The following is an 18,487-nucleotide window of genomic DNA, read 5'->3' as shown; positions in this document are numbered from 1 at the left end:
TTCAGCCCGCACCGGACGGTGCGGTAACGGGTGCACCAACGGCGCATGATGACGGGCCAGAACGTGCCGGTGGCCTGAATGCCGGAGACGTCGCAGTCCACCGCGTACTCGTACGCCACCGGGTGCGATCCGGTGTACTCGTCGTCGACCGCGCCGGTGTCCTGGCCCGCGCCGAGGAAGACGAGGTTGTCGACCCGGGCGCCGATCACCGGTTCGACCCGGCGCCAGGTGACCGTGCGGCCGGAAGCCAGCGGCCAGCCGTTGAGATAGCCGACGCGGATGTGGGTGCCGTCGATGATCTCGGTGACCTCGACCATCTTCTGCAGCTCGCGCTCGTCTCTGCCGCCGCCGGCCACCTCGTCGCTCTGCACCGCCCACCACTGGCCGACCTCGAAGGCGGCGGAGTCGGGCACCGGGAAGGCGTCGGTGCGCTCGATGACCTCGGCGGGCAGCACATGACTGACGGTGTCGCCGGTGACGGCGCCCTGGAAGAACAGGACGGCGCCGAACGGATTGTCGTGGGTGTTGCGTTCGATGCCGCCGGTGTGGACGGTGCGGCCGCCGAAGTCCAGCACGATGCGCGAGCGCCGGTAGGTGTGGCGGCGGCGGAAGAGCAGGTCGGTGTGGGCCTCCACGCGGTGCACGGCGGGGTCCTCGACCATGGCGTCGAGCGCGTCGTCGGCCGGGACCGAGGCGTCGAACAGGCCGAAGCCGCGGAAGTCCAGCACTCCGTCGTGCAGCCGTCTCCACCGCCCTTTCCCGGGGCGGTCCTTCGGCCTCAGCACTGTGCCGCCGTTGGGTGCGAGGGCGCTGCCGACGTCCCACCGTACGGTCATGCCGCCGCCGTCGCCGGGCGTGCGGTAGCCCGCGACCACCGCCACCGTCCCGTCCCGCAGCGACCTCGACGGGATGGCGAGCAGATCGGCCACGGTGGCGGTGGGACGCCCCGCCGTGCCGCCCTTGTCGTGGCTCCCGTTCCCGCCGGTGACGTTGCTGTCGGCGGGTGCGGCCGCCTGCGCCGGCGCGGTGGTCAGCGCGCCGGCGGCGACGGCGGCAGCGCCGATCCCGCCGGAGCGCAGCAGGTGCCTGCGGGTGGTGGTCATGAGGTGGTGCCGTCCTTCCGCTGGGGGCCGAGCGACGTGCGGTACGGGGGCATGAACGCGGTGCGCGGCATCTGGTCCGCGAGGACGCCGCCGTCCACCACGATCCGGGTTCCGGTCAGGTAGGCGCCGTCGTCGCCGGCGAGCAGCAGCAGCGCGCCCGTGCACTCCTCGGGCCGCGCGTAGCGGCCCAGCGGGATGCGTCGGCGGTACTCCGCCTCGAACGCCTCCCGGTCGAACGGGAACTCGCCGTCGATGGGGGTGTCCACCATGCCGGGCGCGATGCTGTTGACGGTGATGCCGTGCGGGGCCAGCTCGACCGCGAGGGTCTGGGTGAGCAGGTCCACCGCGGCCTTGGAGGCGTTGTAGTGCGCGAGTCCGGCCTCGGCGACCAGCGCGTTCTTGGAGGTGATGTTGACGATCCGGCCGGGCAGGCCGTCGGCGACCATGTGTTCGGCGACGCGCTGGGTCAGGAAGAACACCGCGTCGAGGTTGACCCGCATCACGCGGTACCAGCTGTCCGGGGTGATCTCGTTGAACCGTTCCAGGGCCGCGGTGCCGGCGTTGTTGACCAGGACGCGGATCGGACCGGCCTGCTCGCGCACGCGGTCGGCGAAGCCGTGCAGCGCCCCGGTGTCGGACAGGTCCTGCTCGACGGTGAGCACGCCGCGCCCCGACTCCCTGACCGCCGCGGCGGTTTCGGCGAGACCGTCCGCGCTCGGCAGGTCGGTGAGGACCAGATCGGCGCCGGCCCCGGCCAGCGCCACGGCGAAGGCCCGGCCCAGGCCGCGGGCGGCCCCGGTGACCAGCGCGGTGCGGCCGGTCAGATCGAAGCGGGCCGCGGCCGTGCCCCCGGGCCGGTCCCCCGCGTCGCCTCCGGCGGGCGTCCCGGCGGAGGTCATGACCCCGCCAGCCCGAGCAGGTCCAGCGAGGGGCGGTGGATCAGTGCCTCCACCGCGTCCTGGTCGAGCGGGTCCAGGCCGGGAATGCCGGGGACGCGGGCGATCCGGCGCAGCCCGTCCACCGAGTCGTCCACCGTGGTGAACGGGTAGTCGCTGCCGAACAGCAGCTTGTCCCAGACGCCGTAGTCCTGGACCAGGCGCAGGCTGTGCCACAGCTGGAACGGCCGGTAGTGCAGCGCGCTGATGTCCGCGTAGACGTGCCGGTGCTTGCGGATCACCGCGATGCACTCGCCCTCGAAGGGGTGGCCGAGGTGCGCCAGCACCATCCGCAGCTCCGGGTGGCGCATGGCCACCCGGTCCAGGTGCCGGGGCATGGCGTACTCCAGCGGCGCCTGCGAGACGAAGGTGGTGCCGGTGTGCACCAGCAGCGGCAGGCCGTTGCGCTCGGCGTAGGCGTAGAGCGGTTCGTACGCCTCGTCGGCCGGGTCGAACCCGGCGTACATCGGCATCAGTTTGATGCCGCGCAGGCCCAACTCCTGGTGGCCGTGGCGTAGTTCGTCCTGCCAGCCGGGCTGGGTCGGGTCGAGTGAAAGATAGCCGGTCAACCGGTCGGGGTGCTGTGCGACGTACGCGGCGACGGCCGCGTCCTCGACCCACAGTCCGCTGCGGCGGGCCTTGCCGCCGACCACCACGGTGCGGGTGCCGTCCGGCGCGGTCGCCGCGTAGTCCTCGTAGCGGACGGTGAGGTCCACCTCGCCGGCGTGTGCACGGGCGGACTCGGCACGGAAGGTGTCGTCGAAGTCGTGGCTGTGCCGGAAGAGGTGGGAGTGCACGTCGACGATCATGTGCGGTTCCTCTTCTCCCAGCCGTCCGCGAACATGTTCCAGAAGCGGTGCGTGGGCGGGTGCTCGGCGAAGACCTCGTCGACCAGCTCGATGCCGAGGCCGGGCGCGGTCGGCAGCCCGATGTGCCCGTCGGCGATCGGGAGCGCGCCGCGGACCGCCTCGAAGACGTACGGCTCCAGCAGCCCGTCGAAGGTCTCCAGGATCTTGAAGTTGGTGACACCGAGCACGGCGTGCACCGAAGCGGTGGTGCACAGCGGCGAGTTGGAGTTGTGCGGGGCGACCACCATGCCGTGCGCGTCGGCCTGCGCGGCGATCTTCCGCAGCTCGGTGAAGCCGCCGGCCATCGACAGGTCGGGCTGCACGATGTCCACGGCGTCGGTCGCGAAGAGCTGCTTGTACTCGTAGCGGTTGTGGAAGTGCTCGCCGCCGGAGATCGGGAAGGGCGCGATCTGCCGCAGCTCGGCGTAGCGCTCGATGTGCGTCCACGGCAGCGGTTCCTCGAACCAGCCGATGTCGTAGGGCGCCAGCTCGTGCACCAGCCGCCGTGCGGTGGCCATCGCGAACCGGGCGTGCCCTTCGACGAAGAGATCCACCTCGGGTCCGACCGCCTCGCGCACCGCGGCGACCAGCGCCAGCGAGCGGCGCAGCTCGGCGCGTTCCAGCTCGTGCAGGCCGGCGCCGAACGGATCGAACTTCAGCGCGGTGAAGCCCTTGGCGACGGTCTCCTTCGCCTTGGCGGCGAACACCTCGGGTTCGCGTTCGCCGGTGTACCAGCCGTTGGCGTAGACCCGGACCCGGTCGCGGGCGGCGCCGCCGGTCAGCCGGTGGACGGGCACTCCCAGCGCCTTGCCCATCAGGTCGTACAGCGCCTGGTCCACACCGGAGACGACGATGCCGCCGATGTCGCCGCCGCGCAGGAAGTCGCCCTGGTACATACGCAGCCAGACCTCCTCGACGTCGAAGGGGTCGGCGCCCAGCAGGTGCCTGCGGCCCATGGCTTCGGCGAGCCGGCAGGTCTCGTCCACCCGGTAGGGATGGGTGATCTCGCCGACGCCGGTCAGGCCCTGGTCGGTGTGGATCCGGACGTAGCCGAAGTCGCGCCAGGCGGTGCCGAGTTGCAGGGTCTCGACCTTGCTGATCCGGCCGGCCGGACCTGCTGGGCGGGTCGTGTTCACGGTCAGCATCGGCTTGCTCCCGCCGCGGCGCCCGCGCCGCCCATGGTGGAGACGTGCACGAGGTCGCTCGGGCCGCCCTCGGCGAGGGTGCGCGTGACGGCCGCCTCGGTCGCCTCCAGCAGGCGGTCCACGTCGGCGTCGGTGTGCGCGTAGGACAGGTGGCTGCGCTTGAGGCTGAGCGGCAGTTCGAAGACGCCGTGCTCGATGAGGCGGCGGCGGTAGCCGACGAACAGCGCGGTGTCGTTGGCGAGCAGGTCGTCGTAGCTGAGCGGGGCCGGGCCCGGCATGAAGTAGCTGACGAAGACCGAGCCGTAGCCGGTCACCACGGCGGGCACGCCGATCCGCCGGTAGAGCGCGGCGAGTTCGGAGCGCACGCGGGCGCCGAGCCGGAAGACGTGTTCGTGCACCGGCTGTTCGCGCAGTTTGCGGAGGGTGGCCAGGGCCGCGGCGACCGGCAGCGGGTGGCCGTTGTAGGTGCCGGCGAAGAACACCGGGCCGCCGGGGCGGCTGCTGAACTGCTCCATCAGGTCGGCCCGCCCGCCGAGTGCGCCGATCGGTGCGCCGTTGGCGATGGCCTTGCCGAGGGCGGTGAGGTCCGGGGTGACGCCGGAGATCGCCTGGTAGCCGCCGAGGGCGTGCCGGAAGCCGGTGATCACCTCGTCGAAGACCAGGACGCTGCCGGCCGCGGTGCACTCCGCGCGCAGCGTGCGCAGGAATTCCTCGGTGGGCAGCAGCGCGCCGACGTTGTGCGGGATGGGCTCCACGATCACCGCGGCGATGTCGGCGCCGTGCTCGGCGAACGCCTGCCGTACGGCGGCGACGTCGTTGAAGCGCAGCACCAAGGTGGCGTCGAGGACTTCGGGCAGGATGCCGGTCGAGGTCGGGTCGGGCCGACCGACCCGGTCCGGCGCCGAGATGACGTTGAGGCTCACCGCGTCGTGCCAACCGTGGTAGCAGCCCTGGAACTTCACCACCAGGCGGCGCCCGGTGACCGCGCGGGCCACCCGCAGCGCGTGGAAGGTCGCCTCGCTGCCGGTGCTGGTGAGCAGCACCTGCTCGATCGACGGGATCAGTTCGGCCAGTTGCTCCGCGAGGACCACCTCGGCCTCGGTGACCGCCACGCCGGTGAGACCGATCCGGCCCGAGGCGTCCGCGACCGCCGCCGCCACCTCCGGGTCGTTGTGGCCGAGCAGCGGCGGCCCGAACGCGGCGTGGTAGTCGGTGAATTCCCGGCCCTCGCTGTCCCAGAACCGGGATCCCGCGGTGCGGGCGATCACCAGGTCGGTCAGGCCGGGAATGCTGCGCTGGCCGCTGTTGACACCGCCCGGTATCACCCGGCGGGCCCGCTCGGCGAGCGTCATGTGTGCTCCTTGCGTCGATGCTGTGGGTGACGGTCCGGCCCTGCCCGGCCGGGACCGCAGGACGCCATCCGCCCGGCAAGTCGTCGCAGGATTCGTTCGCTGCACTGAAGGAACGATTTTCAAGAACACTGTTCTGCATATCCGAACAGTGGGGCGATCCTAGATCCGGAATCGTGCACCGGTCAAGTAGTTCCCGGTGATAACCTGTTTCGCTATGCAGAACAGTGTTGATCGCGGAGCCGATGACGACCGGGACCGCGAGACGGGGGCCGAGCCGAAATACCTGGTGAAGACCGTGGCGAGGGCCGCGGAACTGCTGGAGGTGCTCGCCGCCTGCGGACCCGGAGCCGGACTCAGCGTGACCGAGGTCGCCCAGCGCAGCGGCGTGTCGAAGAGCGCCGCCTTCGGCCTGTTGCAGACCTTGCGGCACTACGGCCTGGTGGCCGACGAGGGCGAGGGAATGAATCGCCGCTACCGGCTGGGGATGGCGCTGGCGCGGCTCGGCGACCGGGCCCAGGCGCAGGTCTCGCTGCGGGACGTGGCCCGCCCGGTCCTGCGCGAGCTGACCGCCGCCACCGGTATGGCCTCCCGCGTGGCGGTGCCCCAGGACGGCCACGCGGTGATCATCGACCAGGTGGACGCCGGCGGCGGCCTCCGGCTCGACCTGCGGATGGGCGCCCGCGAACTGCCGCACTGCACCGGCATCGGCAAGGCGCTGCTCGCCGCGATGCCCGATACCGAGGCCCGGGAGCTGATAGCCCGCACCGGGCTGCCGCGCCGCACCTCCCGCACCATCACCGACGAGGCGACGCTCTTCTCCCACCTCGCCGACATCCGCGCCACCGGCTACGCGCTGGACGACGAGGAGGACGCCGACGGGATCTTCTGCATCGGCAGCGTCGTCCGCGACCACCGCGACCGGTGCGTCGGCGCGATCAGCATCACCGGTCTGAAGCTCGACCTGCCCGGCTGGCGTTTCCGCGAACTCGGCCTCCAGGTACGGGACTTCGCCGATCGCGTCAGTCAGAGCCTGGGCCACGACACTGCCGGGGCGACGCCGGAGAGCCGCACGGCGGCCACCGCGGGGTCTTGACCGATTCACCGACCGGGGCATACCGTCTCGCCCCATCGGACGGTGCCGCGCAAGCACCCTGCCCCTGGTCTGCGCTTTTCCCGCACCGGTCCGTACCGCCATCCGCACATCCGGCAAACGTCACGGGACTCGTCCTCACCCCAGGCCCATCGAAGGCTGAGGCACACCGTGAACGTTTCCCCTGGCCCCGTGCCGGGTTCCACCACCGACCAGAACCCCGAGCCGAACCGCCCGGACACCTCCCGTCGCAAACTGCTGCGGGCCGGCGGTATCGGCGGGCTGCTGCTCGCGGCCACCACCACCGCGGTCGCCTCCGGCACCGGCACCGCGGCCGCCGACACCCCCCGGCCGGCCGGCAGGTCCACCGCCCCGATCGCCGTCGGCACCGTCGCCCGCCTGCTCGCGCTCGACCCGAAGTCGCTCGCCGACGGCGCGGTCGCCCTCGTCTCCGGCTACCACGCGCCCGGCGACGGCGGCGGCCTGACCGCCCGCTGGGACGCCGGCGCCACCACCGCACCCAACGGCGGCACCGTCCTCCGCCCGGCCGGCCACTCCGGCAGGGGCCGCTGGCGCATGGTCCACGACGGCTTGCTGGACTTCCGCCAGTTCGGCGTCCACGACGCCGCCACCCCGGCCGACGACGCGCTGGACGCCATGGTCGGCGACCCCGCCGTGCACCGGATCGAGGCGCACACCGACCTCAACTTCACCAAGCGCCACACCTTCTCCCGCTCCCGGATCGAGCTGGACTTCGGCGGCAACCTGATCACCACCACCGGGATCGAGAAGAACACCGTCAACAACCCGTTCGGCGCCGTGCTGTACTTCCGCGGCACCGTCACCGGCACCACGGTGAAGTCCCGGCTGTCCGCCGCGATGCCCGACCTCGCCGACATCTTCGAGGTGCCGTCGAGCAAGTCCTTCACCGTCGGCCAGTGGTGGAGCGTCGAGATCGACGCGGCCGCCGGCACCGGGCTGTACGAGAAGGAGGTGCAAAAGCTCGTCCAGATCACCGAGATCGTGGACGCCACGCACATCCGGGTCAACTACAAGATCGGCTGGGACCTGGCCGCGGGCCGCACCTTCACCTGGACCCTCGTCGAACCGGTCGAACGCGCCCACGTCCGCAACATGGTCTTCCAGGGCGTCCCGGACGTCGCCGACAACGACACCGTCACCGGCTCGCACCCGATCGCCTACGAGTACGCCGTCTCCTGCGACGTCTCCGGCATCGACGCCACCGGCACCTTCTGGCCGGTGATCATGCGCCGCTGGTGTACGTACTTCCACACCTCCGAGTGCCGGCTGAAGAACCCGGCCTCGGTCACGTACGGCGGCGCGGGCTACCTCACGCAGCAGATCTACTGCCTGTACGGGCACGTCGAGGACTGCCACGTCGCCAACTCCCGGCACCTCAACGACTGGACGGCGTCCGCCTACGGCTACGTCACCAACTGCCACGGCGACGGCGACGACCAGGGCCCCTTCGTCACCCACGGACAGTTCGAGCACGACCTCACCTACACCGGCAACTCCGGGCTGATGACCTTCGCCAACTCCGGCGCCGCCTGGGGCGGCGCGGCCAAACGGGTCACCGTCCGCAGACACGCCTGCTCCTGGTTCGTGGCCAGGACCAACATCACCGACCTGACCCTCGAGGACATGCTGGTCATCGGCAACGCCCAAGCGGGCTCCGGCATGATCTGGGTCAACGCGGACGGCGCCCAGCTGCGCGGCTGCGTCGCCTCCGGCCCGCTGGTGATCTCGCAGTCCTCGAACCGGTCGAAGCGGCCCACCGTGATCGCCGACTCGGCCTTCACCCAGGGCAAGGCGTCCGAGGTCACCGCCGCCACCGTCGGCGCCGACGTGCACCTGCTGCGGGTCACCCTGAAGGGTCTGGACGGCGCCCGGTTCAACGGCACCGGCCAACTCGTCCTCGACCACTGCACCTTCACCGGCGCGGCCGCGACCGCCGACCCCAGCACCGTCGCGCACGCCGACACCGCGGTGCACGGCGGCGCCTTCACCGACACCGGCCTGGTGCTGCGGTCCACCGAGGACCAGCGGCTGTGGATCGACGGCGGCGCCCGCTTCGGCGGCGCCAACAGCTCAGCGGCCTTCCTCACCCGCAGCGGCGCCGACCGCACCGTGCGCTGGCAGCTCGACGGCGTCGACTCCCACGCTTCGGACGCCGGGACCGCGCACCTGCTGATCACCGACGGCGTCAACCACTACCGCGCGGGCGGCTCGGCCTTCACCGGCGGCCGCCTCGAACTCGACCCTGAGGCGTTCACCGGCGACAGCCACCTGCTGCACACCGGCTGCACCGAGGACGGCGTGACCCGCACCAAGATGCCCGCCGAAGGCGACCGGGTGCGGCACACCACCGGCAACCTGCTGGTCTGAGACCGCAGGCCGGTCCGGTCCTGACCCGTCCCGCCGCACGGCACCGCCCCGGCCGCCGGCCGGGGCCACCGATCCGCCGAACCCCTGCCGCCCGGGCCCGTGGACACCCCCGCGGACCGGCCCGTCGACCCGCCGCACCGATCCGTATCCGCGGACCGTCACGCCCACCGTGAGAGAGGGACCATGGCCACCGACCAGAGCAGCGCCGGAGGAACCCCGACCGAGGGGCGCCCGGTGCGGATCGCCCTCGTGGGCGCGGGCAACCGCGGGCTGACCTACGCCGCCTGGATCCGCGACCACCCCGAGCGGGCCGAGATCGTCGCCGTCGCCGACCCGCGACCCCGGGCACGGGCCGCCGTGCCGGAGGCGACCGGATACGGCGACTGGCGGGAACTGCTCGCCGCCACCGAGGCGAACGGCGGCCCGCTCGCCGACGGCGTGATCGTGGCCACCCAGGACCGCGCGCACGCCGGACCGGTGATCGCGCTGGCCCAAGCCGGATACGCGGTGATGACCGAGAAACCGCTCGCCCCGACCGAGGCCGAGTGCCGCGCCATCGTCGAGGGCGTCGAGGCCACCGGCGTACCCTTCGCCGTCTGCCACGTGATGCGGTACACGCCGTACACCGACCTGGTCAAGAGCGTGGTGGACAGCGGCGTCCTCGGCACCGTCACCGGGCTGGACCATCTGGAGCCGGTCGGCTGGTGGCACTACGCGCACTCGTACGTACGCGGCCCCTGGCGCCGGGAGGACGAGTCGTCGCCGATGATCCTCGCCAAATCCAGCCACGACCTGGACTGGATCGCCTACGTCACCGGCCGCCGGATCGAGACCGTCGCGAGCTTCGGCTCGCTCACCCACTTCCGCCCGGAGAACGCCCCGGAGGGCGCCACCGCCACCTGCCTGGACTGCCCGGTCGAACCGGGCTGCCCCTACTCCGCGCCCAAGCTGTACTACCCGGCGCTGCGCACCACGGGCGGCGCCTGGCCGATCGACCACGTGACCGCGCGGGCCACCGGCCCGCAGGACGAGGCGATCCTCACCGAGGCGCTGCGCACCGGTCCGTACGGACGGTGCGTGTACCGCGCGGACAACGACGTGGTCGACAACCAGGTCGTCGCCATGCGGCTGTCCGGCGGCGCCACCGCCGTCTTCACCATGACCGCCTTCACCGAGCAGACCCACCGCCAGACCCGGATCTTCGGCAGCCACGGCTGGCTGCGCGGCGACGGCGAGCGGGTCACCGTGCACGACTTCCGCGACGACACCGTCCAGGTCCACGAGGTGGGCGCGAGTGGCTCCAACGCCGCCGACGGCCACGGCGGCGGCGACGCCGTCCTGGTCGAGTCCTTCGTCACCGCGCTCGCCACCGGCGACCGCTCCCACATCCGCTCCGGCCCCGTCGAGTCCCTCGGCAGCCACCTCGCCGCCTTCGCCGCGGAACGCTCCCGGCACCGCGGCACCGTCGAGACCGTCCCGCCGCGCTGACCGGACGGCCGCCCGCACCGGCAACCGCCCGCACGGCACTCCACCCGCGCCCGTACGACCACCGCCGCCCAGCTCCACGCTCCAGAAAGTGAGAACCACCGTGAGACGCCGCCACACCGCCGCCCTCGCCCTCGCCGCCGCCTTCGCGGTCACCGCCGTGGCCGGGTGCGGCTCGGACACCGGTTCCGGGTCCAGCTCGAAGAAGACGATCAACACCTGGGTCTACCCGGTGATCAACGACCCCAAGGCCAACGAGGCCTACTGGGACGGCCTGGTCAAGGGCTTCGAAAAGGCCAACCCCGGCGTCACCGTCAAGGTGTCCACCTACCCGTGGGCCAACCGGGACACCGCCCTGGCCACCGCGCTCGCCGCGGGCAAGGGCCCCGACGTGGCCTACCTGCTGCCCGACCAGCTCTCCGCCTACCAGCGGAACATGATCCCGGCGAGCCAGTGGATGACCGCGGCGGACAAGGCCGCCTACCGTCCGGCCGCGCTCAAAGCCGTCAGCGTGGACGGGAAGCCCCTGGCGGCCCCCGTGCTGATGTCCACCTACCCGCTGCTGTGCGACCGCAAGGTGTTCGACGCCATCGGCGAGCACACCTACCCGACCACCTGGGAGCAGCTCAGCGCGCTCGCGCCGAAGCTCAAGGCCAAGGGCTACTACGCGACCAGCTACAGCGGCGACACCACCGCCACCCTCAACATGACCTTCTACCCGCTGCTCTGGCAGGCCGGCGGCGACGTCTTCTCCTCCGACGGGAAGAAGGCCGCCTTCAACAGCGCCGCCGGCGTCAAGGCGCTCACCTGGCTGAAGACCTTCGTGGACAACGGCTGGACGCCCAAGGACCTGGTCACCACCACCCCGCAGATCGAGCAGACCGACCTGGCGAAGAACAAGGTCGCGTGCACCTGGCAGAACACCGCCGCCGAGGTGGAGCCGTACTGGGGCAAGGACAACATCGTCGTCAACCCGCCGCTGCGGGACGCCACGTCGGTGGCGTACGGGACCGTCGGCACCCTCGCCATGTTCAAGGGCGCCAACCAGAAGACGGCCGCCGAGTGGATCTCCTACGTGGCCCAGCCGAAGAACTCCACCGGCCTGCTCCAGCCCGGCGGCTACTTCTCACCGCGCACCGACGCGACCGACCTCTACCCCGGCGACCAGCACCAGCAGGCCACCGAGAAGGTGCTCGGCAGCACCGACGTCGGCCCGATCAACAAGGCCGCCCGCGATGTGATGGGCCTGCTCGCCCCGCAGATCCAGGCCGCGCTGCTCGGCAAGACCACCCCGAAGAAGGCGCTCGACGACGCGGCGCAGGCCGCCGACCAGCTGATCGCCCGCAAACGCTGACCACCCCGCAGGCGCCAGCCGCGGGCGCCGCGCGGGCCGCTCGCACCGGCCGAGCGGCCCGCCCGGCCCGCAGGTCCCCCCAGCCCCGCCCCCGGCAGCCGGCCAGGTCCGGCAGCTCCCCTCTCGCTCCCGAAGGAGGTCCCGTGGCCGCAGTCGCGGAACGCACCACCCGCCCGCAGAAGAACCGACGCGGACCGCACGCGCGCCGGGAGGCCCGGATCGGGCTGCTGTTCGTGCTGCCCTGCTTCCTGCTCTTCCTGGCCTTCCGGTTCGGCCCGGGTGTCGCCGGGCTGGTGCTCGGCTTCACCGACTACACCATCGGCGACACGACCCATTTCACCGGGCTGCAGAACTTCCAGCGGATGATGCACGACCCGCTGTTCTGGTCCTCGCTGCGGGTGACCGTCGTCTACAGCGTGATCGCGGTGCCGTTCACCATCCTGGCCTCGCTGGGACTGGCGCTGCTGACCCGGCGGGCCTTCCGGGGCTCGCGCCTGTTCCGGTCGGTGTTCTTCCTGCCGGTGGTCACCAGCCTGATCCTGGCGTCCACCGTCTTCATCTGGATCTTCTCCACGAAGGGCCCCTGGGCGGAGCTGATGGCACTGCTCGGGCTGCCCGACCAGTCCTGGCTCACCGACTCCGCCCTGGTGCTGCCGGCGATCGCGCTGGTCGGCGTCTGGTCCCGGTGCGGCTACGGCATGCTCATCCTGCTCGCCCGGCTCCAGGACGTGCCCAGGGAGTTGGAGGAGGCCGCGCTGATGGACGGCGCCGGGCCCTTCCAGCGCTTCCGGTACATCGTCGCCCCGCAGTTGAAGCCCGCGTTCTTCTTCCTCGTGGTGATCGAGACCACCAACAGCTTCCAGATCTTCGACGCCATCTACGTGATGACCGGCGGCGGCCCGGCCAACGCCAGTTACAGCCTCGTGTACCAGCTCTACGACGCCGGCTTCAAGTACAGCGATCTCGGCTACGCCAGCGCGCTCGGCTGCGTGCTGTTCGTGATGACCATGGTCGTGGCGCTCGTGCAGCGGCTGGTGCTCGGAAAGGAGAAGTGACCATGGCGAACGTCACCGCCGAGGCCGTCGACACGGGCGCCGACGCCCGTGGCGGCTCCGCCGACGGGGCCGCCGGCCCCGACGGACGGGCCGCGCGCCGGGGTTCGCCGCGCCCCCGCCGCCCGCGCGAGCGCGACGGCATTCCCCGCGCGCTGCGGCCGAGCACCGGCGGGAAGGTCGTACGCGGCGTACTGCTCACGGTCGCGTCGGTGGTGATGGTCTTCCCGTTCTACGCGATGCTCGTGCTGTCGCTGAAACCCGGCGCCGCCGTGTCGCTCCCGGGCAGCCTGGCGCCCTGGCACCTGTCCGGCTCCTCCTACGGGGCGGTGCTCGACGCCCAGGACGTGCCCCGCTGGCTGCTCAACACCGTGATCTACTCGGTGGTCTCGGTCGTCGGGGTGCTGGTGCTGTCCTCGCTGGCCGGGTACGCCTTCGCGAAGAAGCGGTTCCGCGGCCGGGAGACGATGTTCTGGTCGTTCCTGTCGATGGTCATGGTGCCGTACCACGTCACGATGATCCCGACCTTCATCATGATGGCGAAGCTCGGCGGCGTGGACACCTACTGGGGCCTGATCATCCCCACCCTCGCCAACGCGCAGGCCGTGTTCCTGATGCGGCAGTTCATCAAGGACCTCCCGGACGAGATGTTCGAAGCGGCCCGGCTGGACGGCTGCAGCGAACTGCGGATCTTCGTCAGCATCGTGCTGCCGCTGCTCAAGCCGATCCTCGCCACGCTCGGCACGTTCGTCTTCCTGTGGCACTGGAACGACTTCCTGTGGCCGCTGGTCATGGGCCAGAGCAGCGACATGCGCACCCTCACCGTCGGCATCGCGTCGCTGCAACAGCAGCAGGTGCCGCTCAGCCAGGTGCTCGCCGGCTCGGTGATCGCCTTCGTCCCCATCTTCGCCGCTTATCTGGCGGGCCAGCGGTACTTCACCGAGGGCGTCACCGGTTCGGCCGTCAAAGGATGACCACGCACATGCCACACAGCTTCACGCCCGCCGCCGGTCCCGGCCCCGCGGGCTTCCCCGACGGCGAGCAGCAGCTCGAAGACCTGCTCGCCACCCCCTCACCCGCCCTGGTGGCCGACCTCGCCCGGCTCGACGGCGACCTGGTCGTGCTCGGCGCGGGCGGAAAGATGGGCCCCAGCCTGTGCCGGCTCGCCCGGCGCGCGCTGGACGCGGCCGGCCGCGGCGACCTCGCCGTGCACGCCGTCTCCCGCTGGTCGGACCGGGCGGCGGCCGACGCGCTGGCCGCCGAGGGCGTCCGCCCGGTCGCCTTCGACCTGCTCGACGGCGACCCGGCCGGGCTGCCCGACGCCGGCAACGCCGTCTTCATGGTCGGCGCCAAATTCGGCTCCGCGGGCAACCCCGCACACGCCTGGGCGGTCAACGCCGCGCTGCCGGACCGGATCGCCCGCCGCTACCGCGACGCCCGGATCTCGGCGTTCTCCACCGGCAACGTCTACCCGCTGGTCGGCACCGCCTCGGCCGGCTGCACCGAGGCCGACCCGGTCGGTCCGGTCGGCGAGTACGCCATGTCCTGCCTCGGCCGGGAACGGATCTTCGGCTACCACGCCGCCGAGCACGGCACCCGCGTCGCCCTGCTGCGCCTCAACTACGCGATCGACCTGCGCTACGGGGTGCTCGCCGACATCGCCTCGGCCGTGCACGCCGGCCGACCGGTGGACGTCACCACCGGCCACGCCAATGTGGTCTGGCAGGGGTACGCCAACGAAGTAGCGCTGCGCGCGCTGCTGCATGCCGACGCGGAGGCGTTCACCGTCAACCTCACCGGGCCGGAGACCGCCTCGGTCCGGCGGCTGGCGCAGTTGTTCCACGAGGAGTTCGGCCGCGCCGGTGCGGGCACGGGGACGGGGACGGACACGGGCACAGGGACGGACACGGGCACAGCCATCGGGGAATCAGCCGAACCCGCCCTGGAGAAGGCATCCTTGACGATGGGTCAGGAGTCCGGCACGGCGCTGCTGTCCGACGCGGGCCTCTGCCACGCGCTGTTCGGCTATCCGCCGGTGCCGCTGCGCACGCTGGTCGGCTGGCAGGCCGAGTGGATCCGGCGCGGGCTGCCGCTGTCGGGCCGGCCCACCAAGTTCCACATCCGCGACGGAAGGTTCTGACCCACGGTGTCCTCCCCCAACCACACGAGCAGCACCGCTCCCGTCGGCCCCGCCCGGGACGACGTCGACGCCGGCGGCGGGGCGAGTCCGCTCGACCTGCTCGCCGCCGGCACCGTCATACCGGCCCACCCGCTCGCCCTGGACGCCGAGCGCCGCCTCGACGAGCGCCGCCAGCGCGCCCTGACCCGCTACTACCTGGCCGCCGGCGCCGGCGGGATCGCGGTCGGCGTGCACACCACTCAGTTCGAGATCCGGAATGCCGCCGTCGGTCTGCTCCGCCCGGTGCTCGAACTCGCCGCCGAGACCGCCGACAAGGAGGCGGGCCGGCCGGTGGTGAAGATCGCGGGCGCCTGCGGCTACACCGCACAGGCCGTCGCCGAGGCCGAACTCGCCGCCGAACTCGGATACGACGCGGTGCTGTTGAGCCCCGCGGTGCCCGGCGCCGACGAGGCGGGGCTGCTGGAACGGACCCGCGCTGTCGGCGAGGTGCTGCCGGTCATCGGCTTCTATCTCCAGGAACCGGTCGGCGGACGCTACCTGTCCGCCGACTACTGGCGGAAGTTCGCGGACATCCCGTCGGTGGTGGCGATCAAGGCCGCGCCCTTCGACCGCTACCGGACAGCGGAGGTGATCGCCGCCGTCGCCGCGAGCGACCGCGTCCAGGACATCGCCCTCTACACCGGCAACGACGACGCGATCCTCACCGACCTGCTCACCCCCTACCGCACGACCGGCGGCGATCTGCGCTGGTTCGCCGGCGGGCTGCTCGGTCAGTGGGCCGTGTGGACGTCGAGTGCGGTCGCGATGCTGGCGCAGGTGCGTGCGGCGCGCGCCGGCGACCAGCAGTTGATGATCGATCTGCTGCGCAGGGCGCCCCAGTTGAGCGAGGCCAACGCGGCGGTCTTCGACGCGCGCAACGCGTTCCGCGGCTGCGTCCCCGGCGTGCACGAAGTGCTGCGCCGACAGGGCCTGCTGGCCGGCACCTGGTGCCTCGACCCCGCCGAGCGGCTCTCCCCCCGCCAGGCCGAGGAGATCGCCCGGGTCGCGGCGGCCTACCCGTGGCTGACCGACGACACGTTCGTGGCGGAGCACCGCGATGACTGGCTTCGCTGACGGCGCCCGGCCGGGCGGGCCGGGGCGGGCCGTCGTCGTGGTGGCGCTCCGGCCGGAACTGCGGGAGCAGCTCTTCACCGCGGACGCCTGGCAGCGACTGTCCCGGCTGGCCGACCCGGTGCTGGTGGAGCGGCCCGACGACCGTTCCGCGCTGGCCGACGCGCTGACCGGCGCCGACATCCTCGTCACCGGTTGGGGCACCGCCCGGCTCGACGCCGAACTCCTCGCGGCAGCACCACGGTTGGAACTGCTGGCACACACCGGCGGCGCGGTCAGCCCCTACGCGACCCGGGCGGTCTTCGACCGGGGCGTGCGTGTCACCCAGGCCGGCGGTGCGATGGCCCGCCCGGTCGCGGAGGTGGCCCTCGCCTTCACCCTCGCGCTGCTGCACCGCATCCATCGCTTCGACCACGCCCTGCGCGGGGGTGTGCCCTGGGCGGAGGCCGGGCGCATGCCCGAGCGCCACCAGATCCTCGGCTGCCCGATCGGTGTGATCGGCGCCTCCCGCACCGGACGCGCCTACATCGGGCTGGTCCGTGCCCTCGGCGCCGAGGTCACCGTCGCCGACCCCTGCCTCGGCGCCGCGGACGCCGCCGCGCTCGGCGTCCGGGTGGCCGGGCTCGACGAGGTGCTGGCCGCCAGTCGGATCACCGCGGTGCACGCGCCCGCGCTCGCCGAGACCCGGCACCTGTTGGGAGCCAGGGAGCTGGCACTGCTCCCGGACGGCGCCGGGCTGGTCAACACCGCGAGATCCTGGCTGGTGGACGAGGACGCACTGCTGGCCGAGCTGCGCAGCGGCCGGATCGACGCCGCGCTCGACGTCTACGACGCGGAGCCGCTGCCCACCGAGCACCCCCTGCGCGCCCTGCCCAACGTCCTCCTGACACCCCATCAGGCCGCGGCCACCGTGGAGGGCAGGCACGCGCTGGGCGACAGCACCGTGGCGGAGATCGAACGCCACCTGGGCGGGCGGGAGTTGCTGCACGAAGTGGGGCGCGACGCGCTGGCACGCGTCGAGTAGCGCTCCCGGCGCGTCCGCCCACTCCCGACACCGCACCGCACCCGTGCGGCACCCGCGACCCGTGCCGTGCCCGTACCCGTATTCGCGAAGAGAGAGAACACCTATGCGCCTGATGCGCTTGGGCCCGCCCGGTGGCGAGCGCCCCGTCCTCGGCACCGCCGACGGCCGGACCTACGACCTGTCCGGCCTCACCGCCGACCTCGACCCCGCCTTCTTCGCCTCCGACGGCGTCACGCGGGTCCGGGACGCGCTGGCCGCCGGCCGACTGCCCGAACTGCCCGCGGCCGGCCTCGCCGGGCAGCGCACCGGCGCCCCGGTGGCCCGGCCCGGCGCGGTGCTGTGCATCGGCCAGAACTACGCCGCCCACGCCCGCGAGTCGGGGGCCGAACCGCCCACCGAGCCGATCCTGTTCCACAAGAGCCCGAACACCGTGGTCGGCCCCGAGGACACCGTGCTGATCCCGCGCGGCTCGAAGAAGACCGACTGGGAGGTGGAGCTGACCGCGGTGATCGGCCGCCGCGCCCGCTACCTCACCGCGGACGACGACCCGCTGGCGTACGTCGCCGGGTACGCGGTCGGCAACGACGTCTCGGAGCGGGCCTTCCAGTTGGAGACGCCCGGCGGCCAGTGGTCCAAGGGCAAGAGCTGCGAGACGTTCAACCCGCTCGGCCCGTGGCTGCTGACCGCCGACGAGGTCCCCGACCCGCAGGCCCTGCGGCTGCGCTCATGGGTCAACGGCGAGCCCCGGCAGGACTCCTCGACCGCCGACATGATCTTCGGCGTCGCGGAGATCGTCCGCCATCTGTCGCAGTACGTGGTCCTTGAGCCCGGCGACCTGGTCAACACCGGTACGCCCGAGGGCGTCGCGCTCTCCGGCCGCTTCCCGTACCTGTCCGCGGGCGACGTGATGGAGATGGAGATCGACGGCCTCGGCCGGCACCGCTCGGTGTGCGCCGATGCGTGAGCGCGCGGAACCGGCCGGGCGCGCACCGGGAGCCGGCCTCGTCGTGCGGCAGACGGCCCGCTGCCGGGGAGGCCCGGTGGCGCGGTGCTGACGTACGCCGCCCGGCCGCTGCTGACCGGCGGCTTCCGGCTCGCCGAGGGCCCGGTCTGGGACGCCCCTCGCGAGCGGCTGCTCTGGGTCGACATCGAGGCCGGCCGGGTTGACGAGGGGCGTCTGCGGCCCGGCCGGGTGGAGGTCGTACGGCGACACCGCCTGCCGGGCACGGCCGGCGCGGTGGCCTGCGCGGATGACGGCAGCCTGCTCGTCGCCGGGCGGTACGGCCTCACCGTCCTCCTGCCGGACGGGACGCGCCGCCCCGGCGGCCGGGTGCTGCCCCACGGGACGCCGGCACGGCTGAACGACGGCGGCTGCGACCCGGCGGGGCGGTTCCTGGTGGGCAGCAGCGCGCTCGACGGCCGCCACGGCCGGGACGTCCT

General features: G+C 72.5%; 15 protein-coding genes and 1 pseudogene. 11 read left to right on the top strand and 5 right to left on the bottom strand.

Translation table 11 applies throughout. The annotated features are described in order from the left end of the window. From BM076_RS35200 to BM076_RS35180, 5 genes and pseudogenes are all read right to left on the bottom strand, one after another. Positions 1 to 1,103: pseudogene (locus tag BM076_RS35200) on the bottom strand (peptidase C14); the annotation flags it as partial. Then, entirely contained in the window at positions 1,100 to 2,002 is a 903-nt protein-coding gene (locus tag BM076_RS35195) for an SDR family NAD(P)-dependent oxidoreductase (RefSeq protein WP_093717851.1), read from the bottom strand. The pseudogene BM076_RS35200 and the gene BM076_RS35195, both read right to left, overlap by 4 nt. Continuing rightward, on the bottom strand, positions 1,999 to 2,847 hold the full coding sequence (locus BM076_RS35190; protein WP_093717850.1) for an amidohydrolase family protein: 849 nt from the start codon (positions 2,845 to 2,847) through the stop codon (positions 1,999 to 2,001). Before BM076_RS35190 ends, BM076_RS35195 begins: the two co-directional genes overlap by 4 nt. Next, positions 2,844 to 4,031 carry a mandelate racemase/muconate lactonizing enzyme family protein gene (locus tag BM076_RS35185; RefSeq protein ID WP_093717849.1) on the bottom strand — a complete coding sequence of 396 codons (1,188 nt, stop codon included), beginning with the start codon at positions 4,029 to 4,031 and terminating at the stop codon, positions 2,844 to 2,846. Before BM076_RS35185 ends, BM076_RS35190 begins: the two co-directional genes overlap by 4 nt. Beyond that, positions 4,025 to 5,383, bottom strand: coding sequence for an aspartate aminotransferase family protein (locus tag BM076_RS35180; protein WP_093717848.1), 1,359 nt, complete (start codon positions 5,381 to 5,383; stop codon positions 4,025 to 4,027). Before BM076_RS35180 ends, BM076_RS35185 begins: the two co-directional genes overlap by 7 nt. A 214-nt stretch (positions 5,384 to 5,597) precedes the next feature. On the opposite strand from BM076_RS35180, the gene BM076_RS35175 reads away from it, so the two are divergent. The 11 genes from BM076_RS35175 to BM076_RS35125 all read left to right on the top strand — a co-directional run. Further along, a complete protein-coding gene (locus tag BM076_RS35175) occupies positions 5,598 to 6,476 on the top strand; it encodes an IclR family transcriptional regulator (protein ID WP_093717847.1) in 879 nt (292 codons plus the stop codon). Between the two features lie 591 nt (positions 6,477 to 7,067). Continuing rightward, positions 7,068 to 8,882 carry a peptidase C14 gene (locus BM076_RS35170; protein WP_093717854.1) on the top strand — a complete coding sequence of 605 codons (1,815 nt, stop codon included), beginning with the start codon at positions 7,068 to 7,070 and terminating at the stop codon, positions 8,880 to 8,882. Positions 8,883 to 9,065: 183 nt separating this feature from the next. Further along, on the top strand, positions 9,066 to 10,370 hold the full coding sequence (locus BM076_RS35165) for a Gfo/Idh/MocA family protein (protein WP_093717846.1): 1,305 nt from the start codon (positions 9,066 to 9,068) through the stop codon (positions 10,368 to 10,370). An 88-nt stretch (positions 10,371 to 10,458) separates the two neighbouring features. After that, positions 10,459 to 11,721, top strand: a complete 1,263-nt coding sequence (locus tag BM076_RS35160) for an ABC transporter substrate-binding protein (protein WP_245796677.1) — start codon at positions 10,459 to 10,461, stop codon at positions 11,719 to 11,721. 143 nt (positions 11,722 to 11,864) lie between these two features. Then, positions 11,865 to 12,776 (top strand): carbohydrate ABC transporter permease, encoded by a 912-nt coding sequence (locus tag BM076_RS35155; protein ID WP_093717844.1) that lies wholly within the window; start codon positions 11,865 to 11,867, stop codon positions 12,774 to 12,776. 2 nt (positions 12,777 to 12,778) lie between these two features. Continuing rightward, a complete protein-coding gene (locus BM076_RS35150; protein ID WP_093717843.1) occupies positions 12,779 to 13,747 on the top strand; it encodes a carbohydrate ABC transporter permease in 969 nt (322 codons plus the stop codon). An 8-nt stretch (positions 13,748 to 13,755) separates the two neighbouring features. Continuing rightward, positions 13,756 to 14,913 (top strand): NAD-dependent epimerase/dehydratase family protein, encoded by a 1,158-nt coding sequence (locus BM076_RS35145; RefSeq protein ID WP_177246773.1) that lies wholly within the window; start codon positions 13,756 to 13,758, stop codon positions 14,911 to 14,913. Between the two features lie 96 nt (positions 14,914 to 15,009). Then, on the top strand, positions 15,010 to 16,026 hold the full coding sequence (locus BM076_RS35140; protein ID WP_093717852.1) for a dihydrodipicolinate synthase family protein: 1,017 nt from the start codon (positions 15,010 to 15,012) through the stop codon (positions 16,024 to 16,026). Then, a complete protein-coding gene (locus BM076_RS35135; protein WP_093717842.1) occupies positions 16,010 to 17,047 on the top strand; it encodes a hydroxyacid dehydrogenase in 1,038 nt (345 codons plus the stop codon). The genes BM076_RS35140 and BM076_RS35135 overlap by 17 nt, the downstream gene beginning before the upstream one ends. A gap of 103 nt (positions 17,048 to 17,150) precedes the next feature. Beyond that, positions 17,151 to 18,011 (top strand): fumarylacetoacetate hydrolase family protein, encoded by an 861-nt coding sequence (locus BM076_RS35130; RefSeq protein ID WP_093717841.1) that lies wholly within the window; start codon positions 17,151 to 17,153, stop codon positions 18,009 to 18,011. A gap of 84 nt (positions 18,012 to 18,095) precedes the next feature. Beyond that, positions 18,096 to 18,487, top strand: a 392-nt coding sequence (locus BM076_RS35125) for an SMP-30/gluconolactonase/LRE family protein (protein WP_143120734.1), incomplete at its 3' end; no start/stop codon positions are given.

This window comes from Actinacidiphila alni (assembly GCF_900112845.1).
Lineage (GTDB): Bacteria > Actinomycetota > Actinomycetes > Streptomycetales > Streptomycetaceae > Actinacidiphila > Actinacidiphila alni.
This window is presented reverse-complemented; position numbering and strand designations above follow the sequence as displayed.

Coding starts and splice junctions, on each gene's coding strand:
- BM076_RS35195 (WP_093717851.1), bottom strand. CDS start 2,002: ATGACCTCCGCCGGGACGCCCGCCGGAGGCGACGCGGGGGACCGGCCC.
- BM076_RS35190 (WP_093717850.1), bottom strand. CDS start 2,847: ATGATCGTCGACGTGCACTCCCACCTCTTCCGGCACAGCCACGACTTC.
- BM076_RS35185 (WP_093717849.1), bottom strand. CDS start 4,031: ATGCTGACCGTGAACACGACCCGCCCAGCAGGTCCGGCCGGCCGGATC.
- BM076_RS35180 (WP_093717848.1), bottom strand. CDS start 5,383: ATGACGCTCGCCGAGCGGGCCCGCCGGGTGATACCGGGCGGTGTCAAC.
- BM076_RS35175 (WP_093717847.1), top strand. CDS start 5,598: ATGCAGAACAGTGTTGATCGCGGAGCCGATGACGACCGGGACCGCGAG.
- BM076_RS35165 (WP_093717846.1), top strand. CDS start 9,066: ATGGCCACCGACCAGAGCAGCGCCGGAGGAACCCCGACCGAGGGGCGC.
- BM076_RS35150 (WP_093717843.1), top strand. CDS start 12,779: ATGGCGAACGTCACCGCCGAGGCCGTCGACACGGGCGCCGACGCCCGT.
- BM076_RS35145 (WP_177246773.1), top strand. CDS start 13,756: ATGCCACACAGCTTCACGCCCGCCGCCGGTCCCGGCCCCGCGGGCTTC.
- BM076_RS35135 (WP_093717842.1), top strand. CDS start 16,010: ATGACTGGCTTCGCTGACGGCGCCCGGCCGGGCGGGCCGGGGCGGGCC.
- BM076_RS35130 (WP_093717841.1), top strand. CDS start 17,151: ATGCGCCTGATGCGCTTGGGCCCGCCCGGTGGCGAGCGCCCCGTCCTC.